Genomic DNA, 17925 nt, shown 5'->3' on the forward strand with positions numbered 1-17925 from the left:
ATCAGTATCCGTTCTGAATGATTTCAACCGTATGGTTTTGGCCATCATCCCGCAGTGGGATTCTGTCATCAGGGAGGAGAACGCCATCCAGCGTAACCCGATATTCTCCTTCGCCGCGTGAGACACTAATCTGATAATGGCTTTCGCCATATTGATATCTCATAGAAAAAGACGGCCACTCATCTGGCAACCGGGCATGAACAGTAAAGGCAGCACCGGAGCGTTTTATCCCCAGTAATTCATCAGTAAGTAAACGCAAGGCCCAGCCTGCGGAACCGGTATACCAGCTCCATCCTGCTCGTCCGGTATGGGGAGCGACACTGTAGACATCAGCACTCATGACATAAGGTTCAGCTTTATAGATCCCGACCGAGTCCGCATTCAGGGTATGATTTATCGGGTTGAGCATTGACCAGAGTTGCCAGGCGCGTTCTGCATTCCCCATTCGGGCAAATGCCATCACTGCCCAGATAGCGCCATGTGTATACTGTCCCCCGTTCTCCCGCACTCCGGGCAGATACCCCTGGATGTAACCCGGATTAGGACCGTGCCCATCAAAAGGAGGTGTTAAAAGCTTTATCAATCCCCCCTCATTATCCACAAGGTGCTTATCCAGCGCCTGCATGGCCTGCGCGCAGCGAACCGGGCTTGCGGCCCCGGACAATACAGACCAGCTCTGTGCAATCGCATCAATCCGGCAGTCCTGCGAGGCTTTCGATCCCAGGGGCGTACCATCGTCAAAGTACCCGCGCCGGTACCATTCGCCATCCCAGGCATGGGCTTCGAGATTGTTTTGCAGGCGCAGGGCCTGTGAACGGCACATCGAGGCGACAGTGTCATCCTGCCTGCGCTCCGCCAGCGCTGCAAACCGCTGCAAAATATCGTACAGGAAGAAGCCCAGCCAGACGCTTTCACCTTTGCCTTCGATACCTACCTGGTTCATCCCGTCATTCCAGTCACCTGCCCCCATCAGCGGCAGGCCATGCTCTCCGAACCGCAGACCATGTTGAATCGCTTTGACGCAGTGTAACCAGAGTGTCTCTTCGGTGCCGCTGATGACCGGCGTGTCATAGACAGACTCCTCACCAGGCTGAAGCGGACGTCCCTCCAGATAAGGGATGAGGATTTCCAGGGCATCCTTATCCCCCGTCGTTTCAACATAGTGGCAAACGGCAAGTGGAAGCCACAGGTAGTCATCAGAACAGCGGGTACGAACACCGTTGCCATGTGGAGGGTGCCACCAGTGTTGCACATCTCCCTCGATAAATTGCCGTGATGCACACAGTATTATCTGTTCACGCATCCGGTTCGGATCGGCATGACTCAGTGCCAGTGTATCCTGCAGCTGATCGCGAAAACCAAATGCGCCGCCAGACTGATAGTAACCACTGCGGGCCATAAGACGACAGGCGACTGTCTGATACATTAGCCAGCCATTAACCAGTAAATTTACGGAAGTGTCGGGGGTGTTAACCACGATTTTATCGAGCACATTGTGCCAGTGGTTGTGAACCCGGTTTAGCTCCTGGCGGACCGTATTCTCATTCATATAATGGGCAAGCGTCTCCTGAGCACGTGCGTGATTTTCATCTGCGCCGAGGATAAAAATAAACGTCCTCTGATCCCCATCAATTAATGTGACCGCCGATTGTACCGCCCCGCAGGGATCCAACCCTGCCCCCGTCTTACCCGAAAGTTTGCGCAGTTTCATAGCAGACGGATCGTGCAGGGAACCATTACGGCCGATAAACTCGCGACGGTCGCCTGTCAGTGAACAATCATTACCGCTGACGGCAAAAAATGCAGTACGCCCGCCACCGTTATCACCGTAAAAATTGTTCGCCAGCACCCCGCAGCCGCTAGGGATACTGGCTGCCTGTGTCACAATGTGAGGTGCTGAGCGCGTTCGGGCTCCACCGAGTGTCCACTCCACATAGCCAGTGACAGAGAGTTTTCGTGTTCGTCCCGAAGTGTTACTGAGCGTCAGGAACGCCAGTTTTACCGGCGCCTCTTCGGCAACCAGAACCGTCAGCTCGCTGTCTATACCGTTCTCACGATGGGCAAAAACACTGTAACCAAAACCATGGCGGGTCAGATAATCACCGTGTCCGCGAACAGGCAAAGCCGTCGGTGACCAACACTCACCGCTCTCTTCATCGCGCAGATAAAACGCCTCGCCGCTGCGATCGCTTACCGGATCGTTCTCCCATGGTGTTAACCGGTATTCATGCGCATTCTCATACCAGGTGTAAGCCTGTCCCGCCTCTGAAATCACGCTGCCAAAACGGGAATTTGCCAGTACATTTGACCAGGGTGCCGGTGTCAGCGCATTTTCCCGCAGGACAATCTGGTACTCCCGACCATCCTGCGAAAATCCACCGTACCCATTGAAATGGCTTAACTGACTGATGTCGGGGATCCAGTCCGTATGTTGATTACGCTCCCGCACAGCACGCGGAACGAATGCTCTTACCGGAGGTTTCAGGGTATGAATACGCTGGTTAAGCTGCTCATTAATTCCACCTGCGCGGTCATCAAGATAAAGACAGGCCACGCTCATCAAAAGCAACTTATCCTCAGCGGAGAGGTGCTCACCGTTACGGACGAAAAGCCCGCCCGTTTTATCCAGCAGGCTGGCTTCAGACCCGGCATAAATTAAATCCATAATCTTATTTTGTAATCCCTGCTGGTAGCCGCCGGGGCTGTTATTCAGGATCACCAAATCAACATCCAGTCCTTTCTGTCTCCAGTACCGGTGTGCCTGAATCAGTGTGGTAACGGAGGCGATACTTTCCTCACTGGTAATACTAAGCAGCACTATCGGCAGATCACCTGAAATTGCCCAGCCCCACAGACCGGACTGACCACGCCGGTTACGGCTGATCACCTGACCTTCGGCGCGCAGCTCCTGGACAGGGTAAAGCACTGCGCTGGCGAGACGATTAAACAAAGTGGCATCATCTTCACTGGCGTTCATCTGGCGTAATACCACCAGACTGTGCGACCAGGCCAGTTCAAAGACGCGATCGGCAATAGGGTAATCGCGATATTTCTCCAGCAACGCCAGACTCTGCTGGCGGGTATCGCTGATACCATAAATGATATCAATCGTGACCGGCTGCCCCGGCTGCAGAATGATGGTGTTGCGTATCGCCAGTATAGGGTCCAGTACTGGCCCCGACGTGTTGCTGAGCGGCCCTCCGCCCTCTATTGCCAGGGCATCAGCAGAGGTTCTGCCACGACCAAGAAATTTTGCCCTGTCCGTTTCAAACGAGACGTTATGACGGTTATCGCCATGCACCACCATCATGTGAAACAGGCAAGGACTCGGTTCATCCGGTGAGCGCGGGCGCCGGTGGCAAAGAATAGCGTCACGCTCAGGATTCAGCTCAGTCTGAATAAACAAATTGCTGAATGCCGGGTGTGCCAGATCGCTGGCATCAGGCGCCAGTACCACTTCGGCATAGGTTGTCAGCGCCAGGGCTCGGGGCTGGCGACCACGATGAATCAGTGTGAGCCGTCGCAGCTCAATATCATCCTCAGGGGAGATCACAACCTGAGTTTTGACGCTGAGCCCAGCGAAGGTTCGTCTGAATTCAGCGCTCGCATCGGTGAAGATCACTTCCTCGTCGTGTTCGCTGGCGTTGCCTGTCGGCTGCCAGGTATTGCTCCACACGTCGCCCGTCTGCATATCGCGGATATAGCAGAATGTTCCCCAGTTATCGCGCGTGGTATCACTGCGCCAGCGCGTAAGAGCAATATTATTCCAGCGACTGTAACCTCCCCCTCCCGCTGTCAACATCAGATGATAATGGCTGTTGGACAGCAACTGAATATCCGGGGCGGGTGTGTCCACCCCATTGAAAATTCGGGGTTCATAGCGAACGGGTTTGACCCTGCCCTCATGAGATTCAAAATGACGGCGTGGGCTGTAGAGATCGACCGCATCCGGCACGCGCTCCTGTAACAGCAGACTCGCTGACCGGAAAACTGTACTGGACATGAATCGCTCAGCCATGGGGGCACCAAGCAGCACATGGGCCAGCGCCTGAAAAGCCATGCCCTGGTGATGTGCCATCCATGACTGCACAACCGCATAGAGCTGACCGGTTGCGAGGCGTGAGGGGGTATAGTCCAGCGCTTCGTAAAAACCGTATTCGCCACGCGCACCATTTTTTTGCAGTCTGAACAGATTCTCACAGGCTCTCTGTGGTGAGACTATCAGCGCCAGCAGTGTGGCGTACGGGGCGACAACCATGTCATCGGCAAGTCCCCTGCGCAGACCGAGCCCCGGCACGCCAAATGCCTGATATTGATAATTATGCTGAACATCAAAAGCATGATAACCAGACTCTGAAACGCCCCATGGTACCCCACGTTCTTTCCCCCAGTGAATCTGGCGCATAACCGCCGACTGACTCATCTCATCGAGCAGACTGCCAGGCCAGGTGGGCATCACCAGATTCGGCATCAGGTATTCAAACATAGACCCGCTCCATGACATCAGGGCAGTTTCATTATCAATCGTGGTAAACAGCCGCCCCAGCGCGTACCAGCTTTTAAGAGGCAACTGATTAGTCGCAATGGCGAGAAAACTGGTCAGGCGGATTTCAGATGGCAGGAGATCATAATGGCTCTTATCAGGTGTATTCGTGTCACAGTTATAACCGACACTGAGCAGACTGGTTGTTTCGCTGTACAGAAAGGCGAAATCCATCCGGGCATGCTCATTCAGCCGCTGTTCAAGCTCGGTGATAATATTCAGTCGCATCCGGGCCTGCTCCGTCGCTGACGCCGGAGGTGTTCCCTTACCGGTAAATGTCGCACGGGCAAGCTCGCTCAGAGTCGGCAGCGGCTGTTCGTTCCAGGAAGCAGGTAACCAGCCAAGCAGCAGCGACCACTCATGGCAAAGCTGTACCAGTTGATGCTCCAGGTGCCCTGCCCAGCGCATCTGAAGAGGAGACCCCTGATGACATTGCGTTGTCAAATGGTTGCACTGGGTGCGCATTTTTTTCAGCTCGCTGAAAAACGCCTGCGGAGGTAGCAACACCGCGCTCAGGTAGTGTTTGCGCAGCAGTCGCAGGCTATCAGGCGGGTTCTGGCCCCACTGTTTTTCCAGAATATCCAGCGTATCGTTCACTCCTGCCAGTATCCGTTGGATGTTTAAAACGGGCTGATGACGCATGGCGGACAGCCCTTCACGCAGTGTCAACAAATGCCCCGCCATGTTTCCGCTGTCGACGCTTGAAACATAGCGTGGGCTGAGGGGGGCCAGCGTACGGGTGTCATACCAGTTATAGAGATGGCCCCGGTAATGCTCCATTTTATCCAGTGTGTCGAGGGTGAGTGACACGCGCCGGAGCACCTCTCCGCCGGGCAGATAGCCAAAATCCCAGGCCGTCAGGTTAGCCATAAGGGAAAGGCCAATATTGGTAGGAGAAGTACGATGGGCCACCGTCGGTTGCGGTATTTCCTGGTAGTTATCAGGTGGAAGCCAGTTTTCTTTTTCTGTGGCAAAGGTCTCAAAAAATGCCCAGATTTCACGGCTTGTCTGGCGTAACAACTGTTTTTGTTCCTGATTTGGCGAAAACACCTTACGCACAGGCTGGCGACTCAGCCAGCTCATCAGCAGTGGTGCCAGACACCATAACAAACCGATCGGCAAAGCAATCGCCAGCAGTGGCGGCGCATATTGTCCGGTCAGTATTATAAGCGTCACGCCACCTGCAACATTCAGCCACATCGCCTGATAAAATCGCGCAACAGAGGGTTTGTCCTGATTGCTGTCCAGGCTGTGACTGACCCACTGGCTGAGGTGACGCCTGCTGACCCCCAGTCGCCATAGCGTCACGGCAATTGCCTTGAGCGAATATCCGGCTTCATGCGGCAGTACCGCAAAATTAAGGCCGATGCCTGACAAACGCTTCAGCGCGCCTGCCCCCACCAGTAACAGATGCGGCTTCAGGCGACGACGCAGAGGTTTATGCAGAAAGTTGTGGGCGATGCTGAGGATTGCAGGTAACAGCCATATCAGTGCCAGTACGCCAAGCCAGTAAAATGGATTGGGTACCCAAATCAGGGAGAAGAACAGCAATACCAGTAAAGAAGGTGCGACCAGACTGCGACGCAAATTATCGAGTAATTTCCAGTAAGAAAGTGTGGACAGCGGGTTCTTATCCCGGGTTCCATCAGTTTTTCTGACGTGTGGCTTCAGCCAGTTAAGCAGTTGCCAGTCGCCCCGGATCCAGCGTGAACGACGCGCGACGTCCGAAAGGTAATTATTGGGGTACTGCTCGTAAAGTAAGACCTCACTCAGTAGCCCCGATCGTGCATAGCACCCTTCAAGTAAATCATGGCTGAGAACCAGATTTTCCGGGCAAGTGTTGGCAGTGGCCAGCACAAAGATATCGACATCATAAATCCCTTTACCGACGAACGATCCTTCCCCAAAGAGATCCTGATAGATATCCGAAGACATCATCGAATAAGGATTATTACCGGGCACGTTACTGCGTATGGCGGCATAACGTCCCTGACCGTTGCGTGGTATCTCCTCCGCGAGGCCGGGTTGCAGAATGCCGAATCCTTTAATGACCCTCTGGCGTAGCGGATCATACTCTGGCTTATTCAGCGGATGCGCCATTGTCGCGACCAGCTTGTGTGCCGTATCGCGCGGCAGCACCGTATCACTGTCCAGGGTAATGACGTATTTAATGTGACCCGGTAAAAGATGAGCTGGTATATCCGCAACACTGACGAATTGAGTCCCCGGATGACGCAACCAGCTGTTCAGCAACGCCAGTTTTCCCCGCTTGCGTTCATAGCCCATCCACGTTCCTTCAGAGGGGTTCCATTCAGGTTCCCGGTGTAGCAGATAGAAACGTGGGCGGCTGGAGGGATAGCGGCGATTAAGCGCCTGCATATCGGCGATAGCCTGTCTGAGCAGGGCGTTATTTTCCGGCGAGGGTTCATTCTCAGAATCAGCGAAATCGGTGAGCAGAGCGAACCTGAGATTTTCGTTTTGATTCCCCAGCCAGCAGACTTCAAGGCTGGTGAGGAGCTTGCTGAAACTATCGTGGCTGGTCAGCATGCAGGGAATAGCAATCATGGTTGCGCTGTCAGCAGGAATGCCGGTTGAAAAATCCATCCCTGGCAATGGATAAGGAACGCGAAAACGGGTGGTTGCGTCACTGAGCAAATCACTCATTAACTGAGTTAAAGCGATAATCAGAGGCAATGCCACCGCGATCAACAGCCAGTCTGCGCCCTGCAGAGCAGTTTCGTGCAAAACTGCCGCTGTCGTTGCTGTTGTCAACAACGCCAGGCTTCCAAGCCAGGACAACAGAGTTATTCTGTTGAAACTGTGCCGCAAACGTATGAGCCTGGAGGTGTCAGCCAACAGATGAATCTCCAGCTGCTGTCGACCTTCGCCCGCCAGATAATAGCCAACGTGATGTTCCTGTGTGTCGGGAGCACTCTCCCCCGAAAGCGCCAGCACCCTGCCCGCAACCTCAGGCTCACTGAGACCACTGTCTCTGGCAAGGATCTCAACAACGTGGCGGTAATGATCCCGGGTATTAAAGTGCATCCGGGGATAGATACCGGCAGGATCATTGCGTAATGCCTGTTCGACGACACTGATCGTTTCGGCGAAATCAGCCCAGTCCGTTTCGCTCAGTAATCGCAGACCCGCGATGCTGTTACTGACGGATAGCTGGCTGGCGGCAAGCTGTTGATTGAAGCTATGTATGAGAATGTCGGTGGTGACTCCCTGTTCCCGGAGGCACTGATCAACCCAGGTAAGAGGTAACGACAGCGCGTTGCCATGTCCCTGCAGGCGCCGCACCAGCTCTGCGACAAACGCACTGGTTAACGGAGGACGAGAGCGCGCCATATCGGCCACCACCATGATTAAATCACCAGGCTCGTTCTCTGCACATTCGAAAATCCTTGTTATCCACGTATCGGCCAGGTTTCTGTCCTGCTGAGCTTTTATCACTTCCATGCTGATACGACGAAGATTTTCAATCAGCGCCAGGCGCAGCATCCCCGGCAAGGCCCAGACTTCACCTAATGTCAGCGGTGCCACCTGTTGATAGGCGGTGAGGTAGCTGGTCAGACTGGCGGTATCCCAGCGGCCATCACCGTGAGCAATGGCCTCTGATGCAATATTGTAAATTCGCGGACAATTCAGTGGTGACATCAGCGACGGGAGACCTTTGCCAAAGCTTTTCGGCAAGTGCTGACGGACAGTGCGGATTTGCTCCTCAATCAGATAATAATTGTCCAGCAACCATTCCCCGGCGGGCATGATACTCGTCTTTTTACCCGCGTTAAGCTCATAGCAGTTTTGCGTGATGACGATCTCATTGTCGGCGAGCCTTTTCAGCAGGTAATAAGGAAGTTTATCCGGCGATAATTTATGTGTGCGCGCCAGTTTCTGACCGTAGCGTTCCATCTGGGCAGTCGAAAAGAGCTCTGACCGCGGATTGCTTTCACCGTCAGGATCGTTCGCAGAAAACGTCATGTTTTCTGCGTCATTCGTAGGAATACGGGAGTGGTTAAACCACGCTCTGGGGTTCATTTTCATAGCGTTGCTCTGATGCGACGTTAGCGCGCAGGAGCAGTTGCGAAATCAGTTCAGAAACGTTCTCTCAGGATGGGCGTAAGGCATCAGGGATTTAACAGCTGCTGGAATTTAACTTAGGTATAAAATGTGGGCTCTGTCTGAGGTTTTTCGGTCGGACTAGCGTCGGGAGATAAACAGGGCTTTACACCCTGGGCACATCATGGCCTGATTGCGACGGATTTTTGACACCGGTTGAGCTGATTTCAAGCCACAAACAGGGCAAGCGGCAGTGGCGGTAGAAGCACCGCTGAAGAGTTTCATTGCGTAATCGATAATGGACATAATCATTAACCTTTCAATGAATGAGCCTCACCGTATCACACTTGGTTAAGTTTTAATCTATTTATTTTGGTGCACTGAAATTCAGGAAAGATAGATGTTCGCAGCCACAGGCCCCCTGGGACCGTGAATCCGACAAAATTCAATACGGCTTCCTGGAATGGGTAATTCCGATTCGCGTGAATTAACGGCTGAAATATGAAGCAGAACATCTTTTCTGCCATCTGAAGGGGTGATGAAACCTTTACCGCTGAGAATGTCAAAACTTTTGACAATTCCTGTCATTTTATGGGACAAGTCAATTCCTTATTGAAAACACGCAAAGACTATACCCTGAAAAAATTATATTGCCACTTTTAATTTTCCTTGCAGGACCTCTGGATGGCTAAAATATAATTTGCTAATTATGACTTCCCGTGCCTTAATGAATCCCATCAGTTCGATGTACAAACGAACGTTAAACATTTTCCGGGCAGTCCTCATTACCAGGCGTTATCGCTGATATCCCCTCTTTTGAGTCCATACGTTTAATACTATACGTTTACTATCAATACTATAATTTGTGACGGGAATCAGTATGACCTCAAGAATTAAAGGCCTTGTAAAATGGTTTAATGAAGACAAAGGTTTTGGCTTCATCTCTCCTCTTGATGGGAGCAAAGATATCTTTGTTCATTTTTCAGCGCTTAACGGAGACAACTTTAAAACCTTATTTGAAGGGCAGAAAGTTGAATTCGCAATACACAGTGGAGACAAAGGTCCTGCTGCGGCAAACGTAATACTTTGCGATAAATAAATCTTTGTGGGTCTGCGACAACGATGAAGGATTATTCCTGAGTAGACAGATCCATAAATTAATTTAGCGAAAGGCCGTTTATTCTTAATATCAGGTCAGCATATTTTTGCACATCTATGAGTGTGCTGACCGATGTGATGAAGTGCAGGTCTGCTGCATGAAAAGTCTAAAAGCAGAAGCTAACTGCTTGTTAAATAATAAAGTGCGTAAGAGGTCAGGCAGCCTCCGAAAGCATCACGTCCTTGATTCTACCCTGTTTTAATTTTCTTTAGCCTTCAAAATTTAAAAAAGAAGAAAATTGCCAGACTTTTGTAAATATCACATAGTCCGCGCAGGTAGATCACAAAAAATTATTTCCTGTATCGAAGAGATTGCCTTATGGAAAAAACCAACAGATGATAAAAGTCCTTGTGTTTTTTAATGCTGAATCCTGTAAGGTCATGACCGTTCTTGAAGGTATATCCTCTATTAAGCAGGAATATCCAAACGGTGAAGAAACTCATCTTCGGATTATGTCAGCAGGTTTTCCTTCTTTGACCGGAGATCATGGTGTTGTTCACGTGGCTTCTGACAGGGAATTGAGTTCTCAGGAGATACTTGATGCTGCCAGGAAATATTTATAGCATTTCATTAAGTTCTCTGCTTCACATTTAATTGCGCACGATCACTTACCCTATTCAACAGATACAACTAAAAAAATGAGTAAAAACCCTTTATCGCCTGCTAACTGCAGGCTTTTTTTTATAACACATTCAAAATTTTATAAGCGTTTACCCTGAGAAGTGAAAATGACTCTTTGTGTACTGACAAATTGTCGATATCGCTCTAATCCCCTTCATGCTATCTTGCCTTTTATGGTGAATCCTCCTAAGCGGCGGGGCTAATTAACCTGATGACACTTTTGCTGGAATGTTCATCATGCACGACTGAAGCAGCGAGCCATGGGGGGTTACCCAAAGGCTTACCGGGAGGCACCCGGCATCATATGTATAAGCCCCTGCAGCAATGCGGGGGCTTTTTCACAAATATGACCGGTATAAATTCAGAAAGCCGGTTGATGTGGGATCAGTACGGCTGACCTATATTAATAATTGTGCTCACCGTATCACCAAAGAATGTCAGTCGACTCAGGATAATACCTGAAAGTGCAATGATAACCGTTGCAATGGAAACTGACGCTTTCTGGCGCTGACAGGACAAGACGAGTGTTAGCGCGAAACAGATTAAGCCGGACCAGAAAAAAGGAGATGAGCTCCATTGTTCTGCGGTCATACGTGCAATCGTTCCACCGCTGCGCCAGATAACCGGTGCGATAACCATGGCCAGAATCAGCAACACCAGCCCCTGGCGTAAGGGGGAAAGTGCCGGAGACTTATCCAGCAATGGGAGCATTGCCGCCCCCATTACCCATGCCGTTAACAGGTAGAGAATCATCGGCAGCCCGTTATTGATGGCGATCATTGCGGGTGCTGCATATGTCAGTCCCTGCACTGCAATCAGAACGATCCCCATCACTGCCGCTGCAATCACGGTCACGACTTTTCCATCGGTGAACAGTGCCAGCGCAATCGTGACGGCAAAAAGGCTTGCTGCCAGAATTTCTCTGCTCAGCCATGAATGTCTTAAGTTAATAAAAGCATTATAGCCATGGAACGGATCGGCCAGATGGAAGGTTGCTCCAATCAGGGATATGCCCAGGACCACGCCCGTGATAAACCATGACCTGCGCTGCGGTATATCACGGTTATAAATGCGCCGCCAGGCAAGAAACAGGGCCATTCCGACAGACGTCTGGCTCAGCGATGTAAAGAAAACCAGTGGTAACTCATAGTGTTCCATGATTATTCTCCAGCCTGATGCGGTGTGCGGGGCATAATGAAGCGGGTCCCGGGGTTCAGGGATGGCATAACAGGGTATCCGGGGGGATACTGTATGGCATTTCCGGGGGCACCCTGTCCATCCAGATCTATCATGGTTAATGCACCGACAGGGCAAGCATCAATGCAGGCTGTTTGTAAACCTGCATCTAACCGTTCATAACACATACTGCATTTTTCAGCCTTATGAGTGACTTCGTTAAATCTGGGGGCACCATAAGGACAACTGCGCAGGCAGTTTTTACAGCCTATACAGCGAGCAGGGTCATGTACGACGATACCATCTTCGCGCAGGGTATAGGCCTCAACCGGGCACGCATCCAGACAGGCGGGATGCTCACAGTGGTTACATGCCAGTGAGTAGAAAGCCCTTTCTTCGTGCGGATAGATGGAATTCCCCAGCGGGTAGACATAGCGCCAGAAAAGATCAGGCTCCAGTTGATTAAAACTTTTACAGGCCATGGCACAGCCACGGCACCCGATACATTTTTCACTATCGACCAGGAATGCACGTCTCATGCTTTTGCTCCTTGTATCGATTTATCCTGTGCTGGCATTTTTGTTAACTCTATATCAGCAAACTGACAATGGATGGCGGAACCCGGTGAACCGGTTTTCATTTGCCCCATGTCTGATGAGGTATCATCGACCACATTCTGAACGTTAAAACTCTTTTTCGGGAACCAGGCCTCATACATCACCAGCATATCTTTCGGTACGTTCGTGGTGAGTCTGGCCCTGACAGTCACGTCACCAATGCCATTAAAGACACGAACCCAGTCCAGTTCCTTGATACCTTTGAGTTGTGCCGCTGCGGGATGGAGGTAAACAAATGGTTCCGGGTAAAACACCTTCATCCAGTCCAGATTAATGAACTGTGAATGGATGCCAAATAATGCATGCGGAGTAAAAAGCTGGAATGGATGGGTTTTCGCCCTGCCCGGTTTATATTCAGGTAAGCGTGAGTGGCCGTTCTCCTGACTCAGCGCCGAAGCAAATTCGTATTTACCGGATGGTGTTTTGAACTTGAAGTCGTGCCAGGCCGCAGGATGTGGCAGTTTAGCTTTGACAGGGCCATTGAGCAGCTCTTCCCAGGATGAGATGCCAAACAGTTTGTAGATCCCATCGTTAAATTCTTTCGCCACCCATTCTTTACCGTCAATCTCCTGTGGGAATGTACAGGAGCCAGGAGACAAGCGATTCATGGTTCGGGAGAGTGCCGCCGCTATCTCAATATCCGATTTCGACTCATACATTGGTTTAATCGCCGGCTGGTTAATGGTTAACCAGTAATGCCAGTACGATACCGAGACATTCCACTCCTCCATTTGGGTTGTGGCAGGTAAAACAATATCGGCCTGCTCCACGGTTTTATTGAAAAAATGGTCCACGCACACCACCATCTCCAGCTTTTTGAAAGCCTTGAGCATTTTATTATGATCAAAATCCTGTGATAGCGGGTTCTTACACGCCACCCACAACATACGAATGGGCGGATCATTCGTGTCCAGTATGGCCTGCGCGGTTTTGTTTATATTCACGCTGCGGTCGGTATAACTGGCTTCCGTTTTTGCCGCAAAATCAAACTCCCCTTTTGGTCCTTTCTGTCCGCTAAACCCAACCGATCCCTCAGGTTGTTTTTGCAGCATGGCGTGATAATTGAATCCCCAGGTATAAAGGTGACCATAACGTGCGCCTCCCCCTTCCAGACCGATATTCCCCGTCATGGCGACCAGCGCATCAATGGCACGCACATTTGCGCCACCATTGATATGGCGTTGCATACCGTAACCGATCCAGATAGTCGCTGGTTTTACTGCAGCAAAATCTTCTGCAAGCTGACGAATGGTGTCGGCAGGAAGGCCGCACTGCTCCGCTGCCCACTCCAGGGTGATGTTTTCCTCTAAATACTGTGCAAAATCAGAAAAACCGACGGCATACTGGGTAGTAAAGTCTTTATCCACCAGACCGTTGTCTAATAAGTGGCGAGCCATACCCAGCGCCAGCGCGCCATCGGAGGCTGGTTTTATCCGTAAGTACAAATCGGCTTTGGCTGCTGTCTGCGTCAGGAGGGGATCAATGACAACCACTCTGGCGCCACGCTCGCGCGCCTGATAGATGTATTTCATGCTGTGCATGGAACACCAGGCAGGGTTAGCGCCCCAGATAATGATGTACCGGGACTTGACCATATCTTCGGGATCGTTACACCACATATCCCCCATGTCATAGCTCTGGGCATCAATTCCTGCAGGCCAGCAGGGAGTGCCGACAAAACGGGTGGTGTAACCCAGCGAGGACATCATGCCTTCAACACCGTAATTAAGAATGCCCAAATTACCTGAATATTTCGTGAGGCCCAGTCCCAGAAGCGAGCCATCTTTCTTTTTAATCTCCAGAATTTTGCTGGCAATGCGTTCCATTGCGTCTTCCCAGGAGATGCGACGCCATTTACCGGAACCCCGGCCATCCTGAATCATCGGGTATTTAATCCGGTCAGGACTGTAGACCCGGCGGGGATAGGTCAAACCTTTTATACAGGGTTGACCATGCGTGAAAGTCGACTCTTTTGCTCCGTCAATATAGTGGATGACACCGTCCTTAACGTGAGTTCTCAGGCTGCAGGTGTCATAGCAATTGCGGGGACAGGAATTTCGATAAAGGGTGTAGTTATCAGGATTGTAAGGTATCGGGGGCTGTGCTGCAGCCCGGCGAGGGGTCAACAGCCCGCCTGGCAGGCTGGTAGCAACGCCTGCGAGGGCAAGATTTTTGATAAAGCGCCGCCTGGCGGGGGAATCAGGTGTGTCAGTCATGGAGAATTCTCCGCTGTAAATCGAAAAACCAAAGCGAAAGTACGTCAGCAACTGAGTCAATCAGCGGCGTTGATACATGGGCTTTGATACGGGTAATAAAGTCCGGCAACCATTTACTCAGGTGCTGATGCGTCAGCCAGTTCAGTACTTCTCTCTGTTCTGGCGTCAGTTCAGGTAACGATACCAGTAGCAAACAGGCCTCAATTTCATAACTGATTGAATCATCGGGAAATTGATTTTCTAGTGAAACTTCGAAACCCAGTTCGTGATAACACTTGCGTATTTCGAGCGTACTTTTTCCCATCACTTGCGGCTCTGTATGCAGATATACGGAAGCATAAGGCGGAGCCAACAAAGCCATGGGACCTACAAATAGCCGGTTAAAATCGTATTCGACTTCAAGCCAGTCCCCGGAGGAAGGGATAGCGGGTAACCCCGGATGGCGCAGGCATAAATCCTGGAGTCTGTTACTGATTTCAGCCAGTGAGCCTGATTGCGGGAAAGCAAAAAAGTCGCGGAGACAGATCCCTGTTGCTATCCATTCTTCACGAGAGAAGGACACGGGTAAGGCCGATAAAGAGGGAGGAAGTGTTTCACCCTGCTCTTCCCTGTCTGAAGAAAAAAACATATGAAATATCCTATATGCTTAAGAATAATCTCACTGTAAAACTACCGGCAGAGGATGTTTTTTGATCATGGATACGTTTTTATTGTTTTTTTGAGGCCGGGAGGATAAATCGTCACACAGTGTGCTGACGCTCACGATTAAAGCGTGGAGCAGGTCGCGATGAGTTCAGCAGATCATCTGTAGCCGCTCATTTGGTCACCGCATCACTCAATATAGCGATATGTATCAGGCAGGGTGCGCCTATGCGGAGCGTGCGGCGGAGAAACTCCAGGCTGGAAGAAAACGTTGCTGCGTAATAAGCGTTTTTATACGCGCCAGCCCACATGACGAAAATAAAACCTTCTATAACCCGCAGGCCAGCGGCCGGCTGACTATTCCCACGAGGCACCGTCTGGTTTGCCGGTCAGGGCATTCAAAAAAGCTGGGCCATGAAGCGAGAGATGCTATCGCCGGGTTATACAACACGCTACGTTGATTTACCGATCGTCAAATAAAAACGCTGTCGATATATTTATACAGGCGTTCTTTCAATCTATTTATTTAAGATCAAAAAGAGATAAATATTATTCTTATTAAGAGACAAAAATCATTCTCTTTGTATTATTAAACAGGTTTCCCGATCTGAAAATAACATTCACTACGTAATGGAGCTACTGAGATGAGAGTTGTCGTATTTCAAGGACAATATGGTATTTTTAAACGCGAAGGTTTAGACCTTTCTATGCCAGCGGTACAAAGTTGTTTGGGGTTGTATGCATTATCCGATCAGCACGATTACTTGCTATGCGCGCATTTTGATACGGCTCTGGCGCTACAACAGAACCTGGAAGATATTCAATGCGCGCTGGAGCGGAAAGGGATCAGTATGAAAAGCCTGCACGGTATGGTTTTTGGTGGCGACGGAAAGCAGAGCTACCTGCGCTGTTCTTCACCCAGTAGCGATATTGGCAATACCATTGTTAATTTTATAAAAGCCCGGGGCGGCACCGCTGAATATTCAGCCCAGTATTATTCCGGTGTGATTCCCCAAACGTTTAACTTTTACTACAAACGACGTTACGGGATCACTGAAGGCCGAAACGCCAGAGATTTTATGGGCGGTCATCAGCAGGCCGAAAATATCGCCAGACAGCGGATAAAACTCAGGCCGTCGGAGTATTCGCCAGCGCAGGCAAAAATGACGGATATTAGTCACTTATATTAAACAGCGGGTTCCATGCAGAAACCCGCCAGTGAAAGGCAACACGAAAATCACGCCAGACCATCAGCGGCTGCGTTTGGCGTGGCGCTCCCAGTTTTCCTGCTTTGCCTGCTCCGACTTACGCAACGCCACGTAGCAAGCACCGTTGCCACCATGATGCGGCAGCGCCGCACAAAAGGCCTGAACATCATCAAACTCGGTCAGCCAGCGCGCCAGATAACTGCGCACAATATTCGGATGCGAGCCATCTTCCCGCCCTTTGCCGTGAATGATGAGCACATTACGCAGACCATCAAGCCGCGCCTGGTGCATAAAGCGGAACAGCATCTGGCGGCATTGCTCAACCGGCTGGCGTAGCAGATTAAGGCTTGCCTGCTGGCTGTATTTCCCCTGCCGCAGCTTATCCAGCACGCCGTTCTGCAACCCTTCGCGTTTAAACTCCAGTGGCGTACCAAGAGGGATAATGTCAAGAAAACCGGTGGTGAGAAAATTATCGAGCTGCAGGGTATCGATACGCTGCTGCGCGCGAGGATTAGGTGTTCGCTGCCAGTGTACATCTGCACAGCGCTTCAGGGGCTGAACGTCCTCCATGGCGTCAAGAAAAAGCGATTTGTCGTCAGGGTTCATCAGGCACTCCTCCATCAACTTCTGCTCATGTACTATAACGGGCGTACCCCGCCCCTACAATGGCTCTCGAGGATTTACCTTAAGTCGGACAAACAGTTAATGTTCTCGCCTGTTTAATTGCAGCCAAAAACCATAATAAATTTGTGAGTACAAATTTAACTTAACTAAAATTATTATCGCACTGGCGACCTGAATTTTAGTTAAATTATCGTGAAATCAATCACCATTTCTTACTGGAAATATTTACGCGCATCGCTATAACTATATTTACCGCACACGGAGGACACTGCAGGAAATAACGAAAGGAAGCGTCATTGTGTGTACTGTAGAGCCTGACGGATGTCGGCAGGCTCTATTTTTTTATCAGCGGGAATAGATAATATATGATCTATTAGATAACGACACATTGTCTGTTTATTATTCTGTTCCTCGCCTTGACATAGTGGAATAAACGTACTTTTGGGGTATGGTGGCACAGCAAGTCGTCTGCTAGGATTGGCGAACTTTGCCGCGGTTAAGGACGCCAGATGTTAACGTTACTTGAGGACAAAATATCCACCCCGCTTGGCCCGCTATGGATAGTGTGCGACGAAAGTTTTCATCTGCGCGCCGTGGAGTGGGAAGAGCACAGCGATCGTATGAATAAGCTACTGGATATTCATTATCGCAGTGAAGGCTATCAACGCATCGCCGCAACAGATCCTGGCGGATTGAGCCAGAAACTGCAGGACTACTTTGATGGCGATCTGGCTGTTATCGACACCCTCCCCACAGCGACCGCTGGCACCCCTTTTCAGCGTGAAGTATGGCAAGCGCTGCGCACGATCCCGTGTGGCCAGGTGGTGCATTATGGCCAATTGGCAAAAACGCTGGGACGCGCAACGGCGGCGCGGGCTGTGGGAGCCGCCAATGGTTCAAACCCGGTCAGTATTGTCGTACCCTGTCACCGCGTCATCGGCAGCAATGGCACCCTGACCGGCTATGCGGGCGGCGTACAGCGCAAAGAGTGGCTGTTACGCCATGAAGGCTACCTGCTATTGTGAGAAAAAGCGCATAAAAAGGCTTTTTATCAGGA

Annotated in this window: 13 protein-coding genes and 1 pseudogene; 6 read left to right on the forward strand and 8 right to left on the reverse strand. The window is 50.7% G+C overall.

Annotated elements, in window-relative coordinates:
* Nucleotide 1 precedes the first annotated feature (1 nt).
* From Y71_RS14585 to cspF, 3 genes are all read right to left on the reverse strand, one after another.
* On the reverse strand, nucleotides 2–8590 hold the full coding sequence (locus Y71_RS14585) for a glycoside hydrolase family 94 protein (protein WP_081120785.1): 8589 nt from the start codon (nucleotides 8588–8590) through the stop codon (nucleotides 2–4).
* Nucleotides 8591–8746: 156 nt separating this feature from the next.
* On the reverse strand, nucleotides 8747–8917 hold the full coding sequence (locus Y71_RS30750; protein WP_313902140.1) for a YnfU family zinc-binding protein: 171 nt from the start codon (nucleotides 8915–8917) through the stop codon (nucleotides 8747–8749).
* Between the two features lie 75 nt (nucleotides 8918–8992).
* Entirely contained in the window at nucleotides 8993–9205 is a 213-nt protein-coding gene (cspF, locus tag Y71_RS14590) for a cold shock-like protein CspF (protein ID WP_071532062.1), read from the reverse strand.
* Nucleotides 9206–9485: 280 nt separating this feature from the next.
* On the opposite strand from cspF, the gene Y71_RS14595 reads away from it, so the two are divergent.
* Nucleotides 9486–9704 (forward strand): cold shock domain-containing protein, encoded by a 219-nt coding sequence (locus Y71_RS14595; RefSeq protein WP_007374827.1) that lies wholly within the window; start codon nucleotides 9486–9488, stop codon nucleotides 9702–9704.
* A 395-nt stretch (nucleotides 9705–10099) separates the two neighbouring features.
* Nucleotides 10100–10327, forward strand: coding sequence for a hypothetical protein (locus Y71_RS14600; RefSeq protein ID WP_035943409.1), 228 nt, complete (start codon nucleotides 10100–10102; stop codon nucleotides 10325–10327).
* Between the two features lie 442 nt (nucleotides 10328–10769).
* On the opposite strand, the gene Y71_RS14605 is transcribed toward Y71_RS14600, so the two are convergent.
* From Y71_RS14605 to Y71_RS14620, 4 genes are read right to left on the reverse strand one after another with little or no spacing between them, the layout of a single operon-like run.
* Nucleotides 10770–11543, reverse strand: a complete 774-nt coding sequence (locus Y71_RS14605; protein WP_007374826.1) for a dimethyl sulfoxide reductase anchor subunit family protein — start codon at nucleotides 11541–11543, stop codon at nucleotides 10770–10772.
* A gap of 2 nt (nucleotides 11544–11545) precedes the next feature.
* Nucleotides 11546–12100, reverse strand: coding sequence for a 4Fe-4S dicluster domain-containing protein (locus Y71_RS14610; RefSeq protein WP_035890156.1), 555 nt, complete (start codon nucleotides 12098–12100; stop codon nucleotides 11546–11548).
* Nucleotides 12097–14394 carry a molybdopterin-dependent oxidoreductase gene (locus tag Y71_RS14615; protein ID WP_035943406.1) on the reverse strand — a complete coding sequence of 766 codons (2298 nt, stop codon included), beginning with the start codon at nucleotides 14392–14394 and terminating at the stop codon, nucleotides 12097–12099. Before Y71_RS14615 ends, Y71_RS14610 begins: the two co-directional genes overlap by 4 nt.
* The gene (locus Y71_RS14620) at nucleotides 14387–15022 is read right to left on the reverse strand and encodes a TorD/DmsD family molecular chaperone (RefSeq protein ID WP_236946440.1); all 636 of its coding nucleotides are present in this window, start codon (nucleotides 15020–15022) and stop codon (nucleotides 14387–14389) included. Before Y71_RS14620 ends, Y71_RS14615 begins: the two co-directional genes overlap by 8 nt.
* Nucleotides 15023–15242: 220 nt before the next feature.
* Between Y71_RS14620 and Y71_RS31175 the strand changes: the two are divergent.
* From Y71_RS31175 to Y71_RS14630, 3 genes and pseudogenes are all read left to right on the forward strand, one after another.
* Nucleotides 15243–15416, forward strand: a pseudogene (locus Y71_RS31175) (DNA polymerase V subunit UmuC); the annotation flags it as partial.
* 34 nt (nucleotides 15417–15450) lie between these two features.
* The gene (locus tag Y71_RS31180) at nucleotides 15451–15516 is read left to right on the forward strand and encodes a DUF4113 domain-containing protein (protein ID WP_227136874.1); all 66 of its coding nucleotides are present in this window, start codon (nucleotides 15451–15453) and stop codon (nucleotides 15514–15516) included.
* 164 nt (nucleotides 15517–15680) lie between these two features.
* Nucleotides 15681–16226 (forward strand): hypothetical protein, encoded by a 546-nt coding sequence (locus Y71_RS14630; protein WP_007374822.1) that lies wholly within the window; start codon nucleotides 15681–15683, stop codon nucleotides 16224–16226.
* Between the two features lie 60 nt (nucleotides 16227–16286).
* Here the strand turns inward: Y71_RS14630 and smrA are convergent, their stop codons facing one another.
* Nucleotides 16287–16850, reverse strand: coding sequence for a DNA endonuclease SmrA (gene smrA, locus Y71_RS14635; protein WP_007374821.1), 564 nt, complete (start codon nucleotides 16848–16850; stop codon nucleotides 16287–16289).
* A gap of 527 nt (nucleotides 16851–17377) precedes the next feature.
* On the opposite strand from smrA, the gene ogt reads away from it, so the two are divergent.
* A complete protein-coding gene (gene ogt / locus Y71_RS14640) occupies nucleotides 17378–17893 on the forward strand; it encodes a methylated-DNA--[protein]-cysteine S-methyltransferase (RefSeq protein ID WP_007374820.1) in 516 nt (171 codons plus the stop codon).
* The last annotated feature ends 32 nt before the right edge of the window (nucleotides 17894–17925 follow it).

Source organism: Kosakonia radicincitans DSM 16656 (assembly GCF_000280495.2).
GTDB lineage: Bacteria > Pseudomonadota > Gammaproteobacteria > Enterobacterales > Enterobacteriaceae > Kosakonia > Kosakonia radicincitans.

Excerpts from the sequence above, each read along its gene's own strand:
- Y71_RS14600 (WP_035943409.1), top strand. The coding sequence starts at position 10,100 with ATGATAAAAGTCCTTGTGTTTTTTAATGCTGAATCCTGTAAGGTCATG.
- Y71_RS14595 (WP_007374827.1), top strand. The coding sequence starts at position 9,486 with ATGACCTCAAGAATTAAAGGCCTTGTAAAATGGTTTAATGAAGACAAA.
- smrA (WP_007374821.1), bottom strand. The coding sequence starts at position 16,850 with ATGAACCCTGACGACAAATCGCTTTTTCTTGACGCCATGGAGGACGTT.
- ogt (WP_007374820.1), top strand. The coding sequence starts at position 17,378 with ATGTTAACGTTACTTGAGGACAAAATATCCACCCCGCTTGGCCCGCTA.
- Y71_RS14610 (WP_035890156.1), bottom strand. The coding sequence starts at position 12,100 with ATGAGACGTGCATTCCTGGTCGATAGTGAAAAATGTATCGGGTGCCGT.
- Y71_RS14585 (WP_081120785.1), bottom strand. The coding sequence starts at position 8,590 with ATGAAAATGAACCCCAGAGCGTGGTTTAACCACTCCCGTATTCCTACG.
- Y71_RS30750 (WP_313902140.1), bottom strand. The coding sequence starts at position 8,917 with ATGATTATGTCCATTATCGATTACGCAATGAAACTCTTCAGCGGTGCT.
- Y71_RS14615 (WP_035943406.1), bottom strand. The coding sequence starts at position 14,394 with ATGACTGACACACCTGATTCCCCCGCCAGGCGGCGCTTTATCAAAAAT.
- Y71_RS14605 (WP_007374826.1), bottom strand. The coding sequence starts at position 11,543 with ATGGAACACTATGAGTTACCACTGGTTTTCTTTACATCGCTGAGCCAG.
- Y71_RS14630 (WP_007374822.1), top strand. The coding sequence starts at position 15,681 with ATGAGAGTTGTCGTATTTCAAGGACAATATGGTATTTTTAAACGCGAA.
- Y71_RS14620 (WP_236946440.1), bottom strand. The coding sequence starts at position 15,022 with ATGTTTTTTTCTTCAGACAGGGAAGAGCAGGGTGAAACACTTCCTCCC.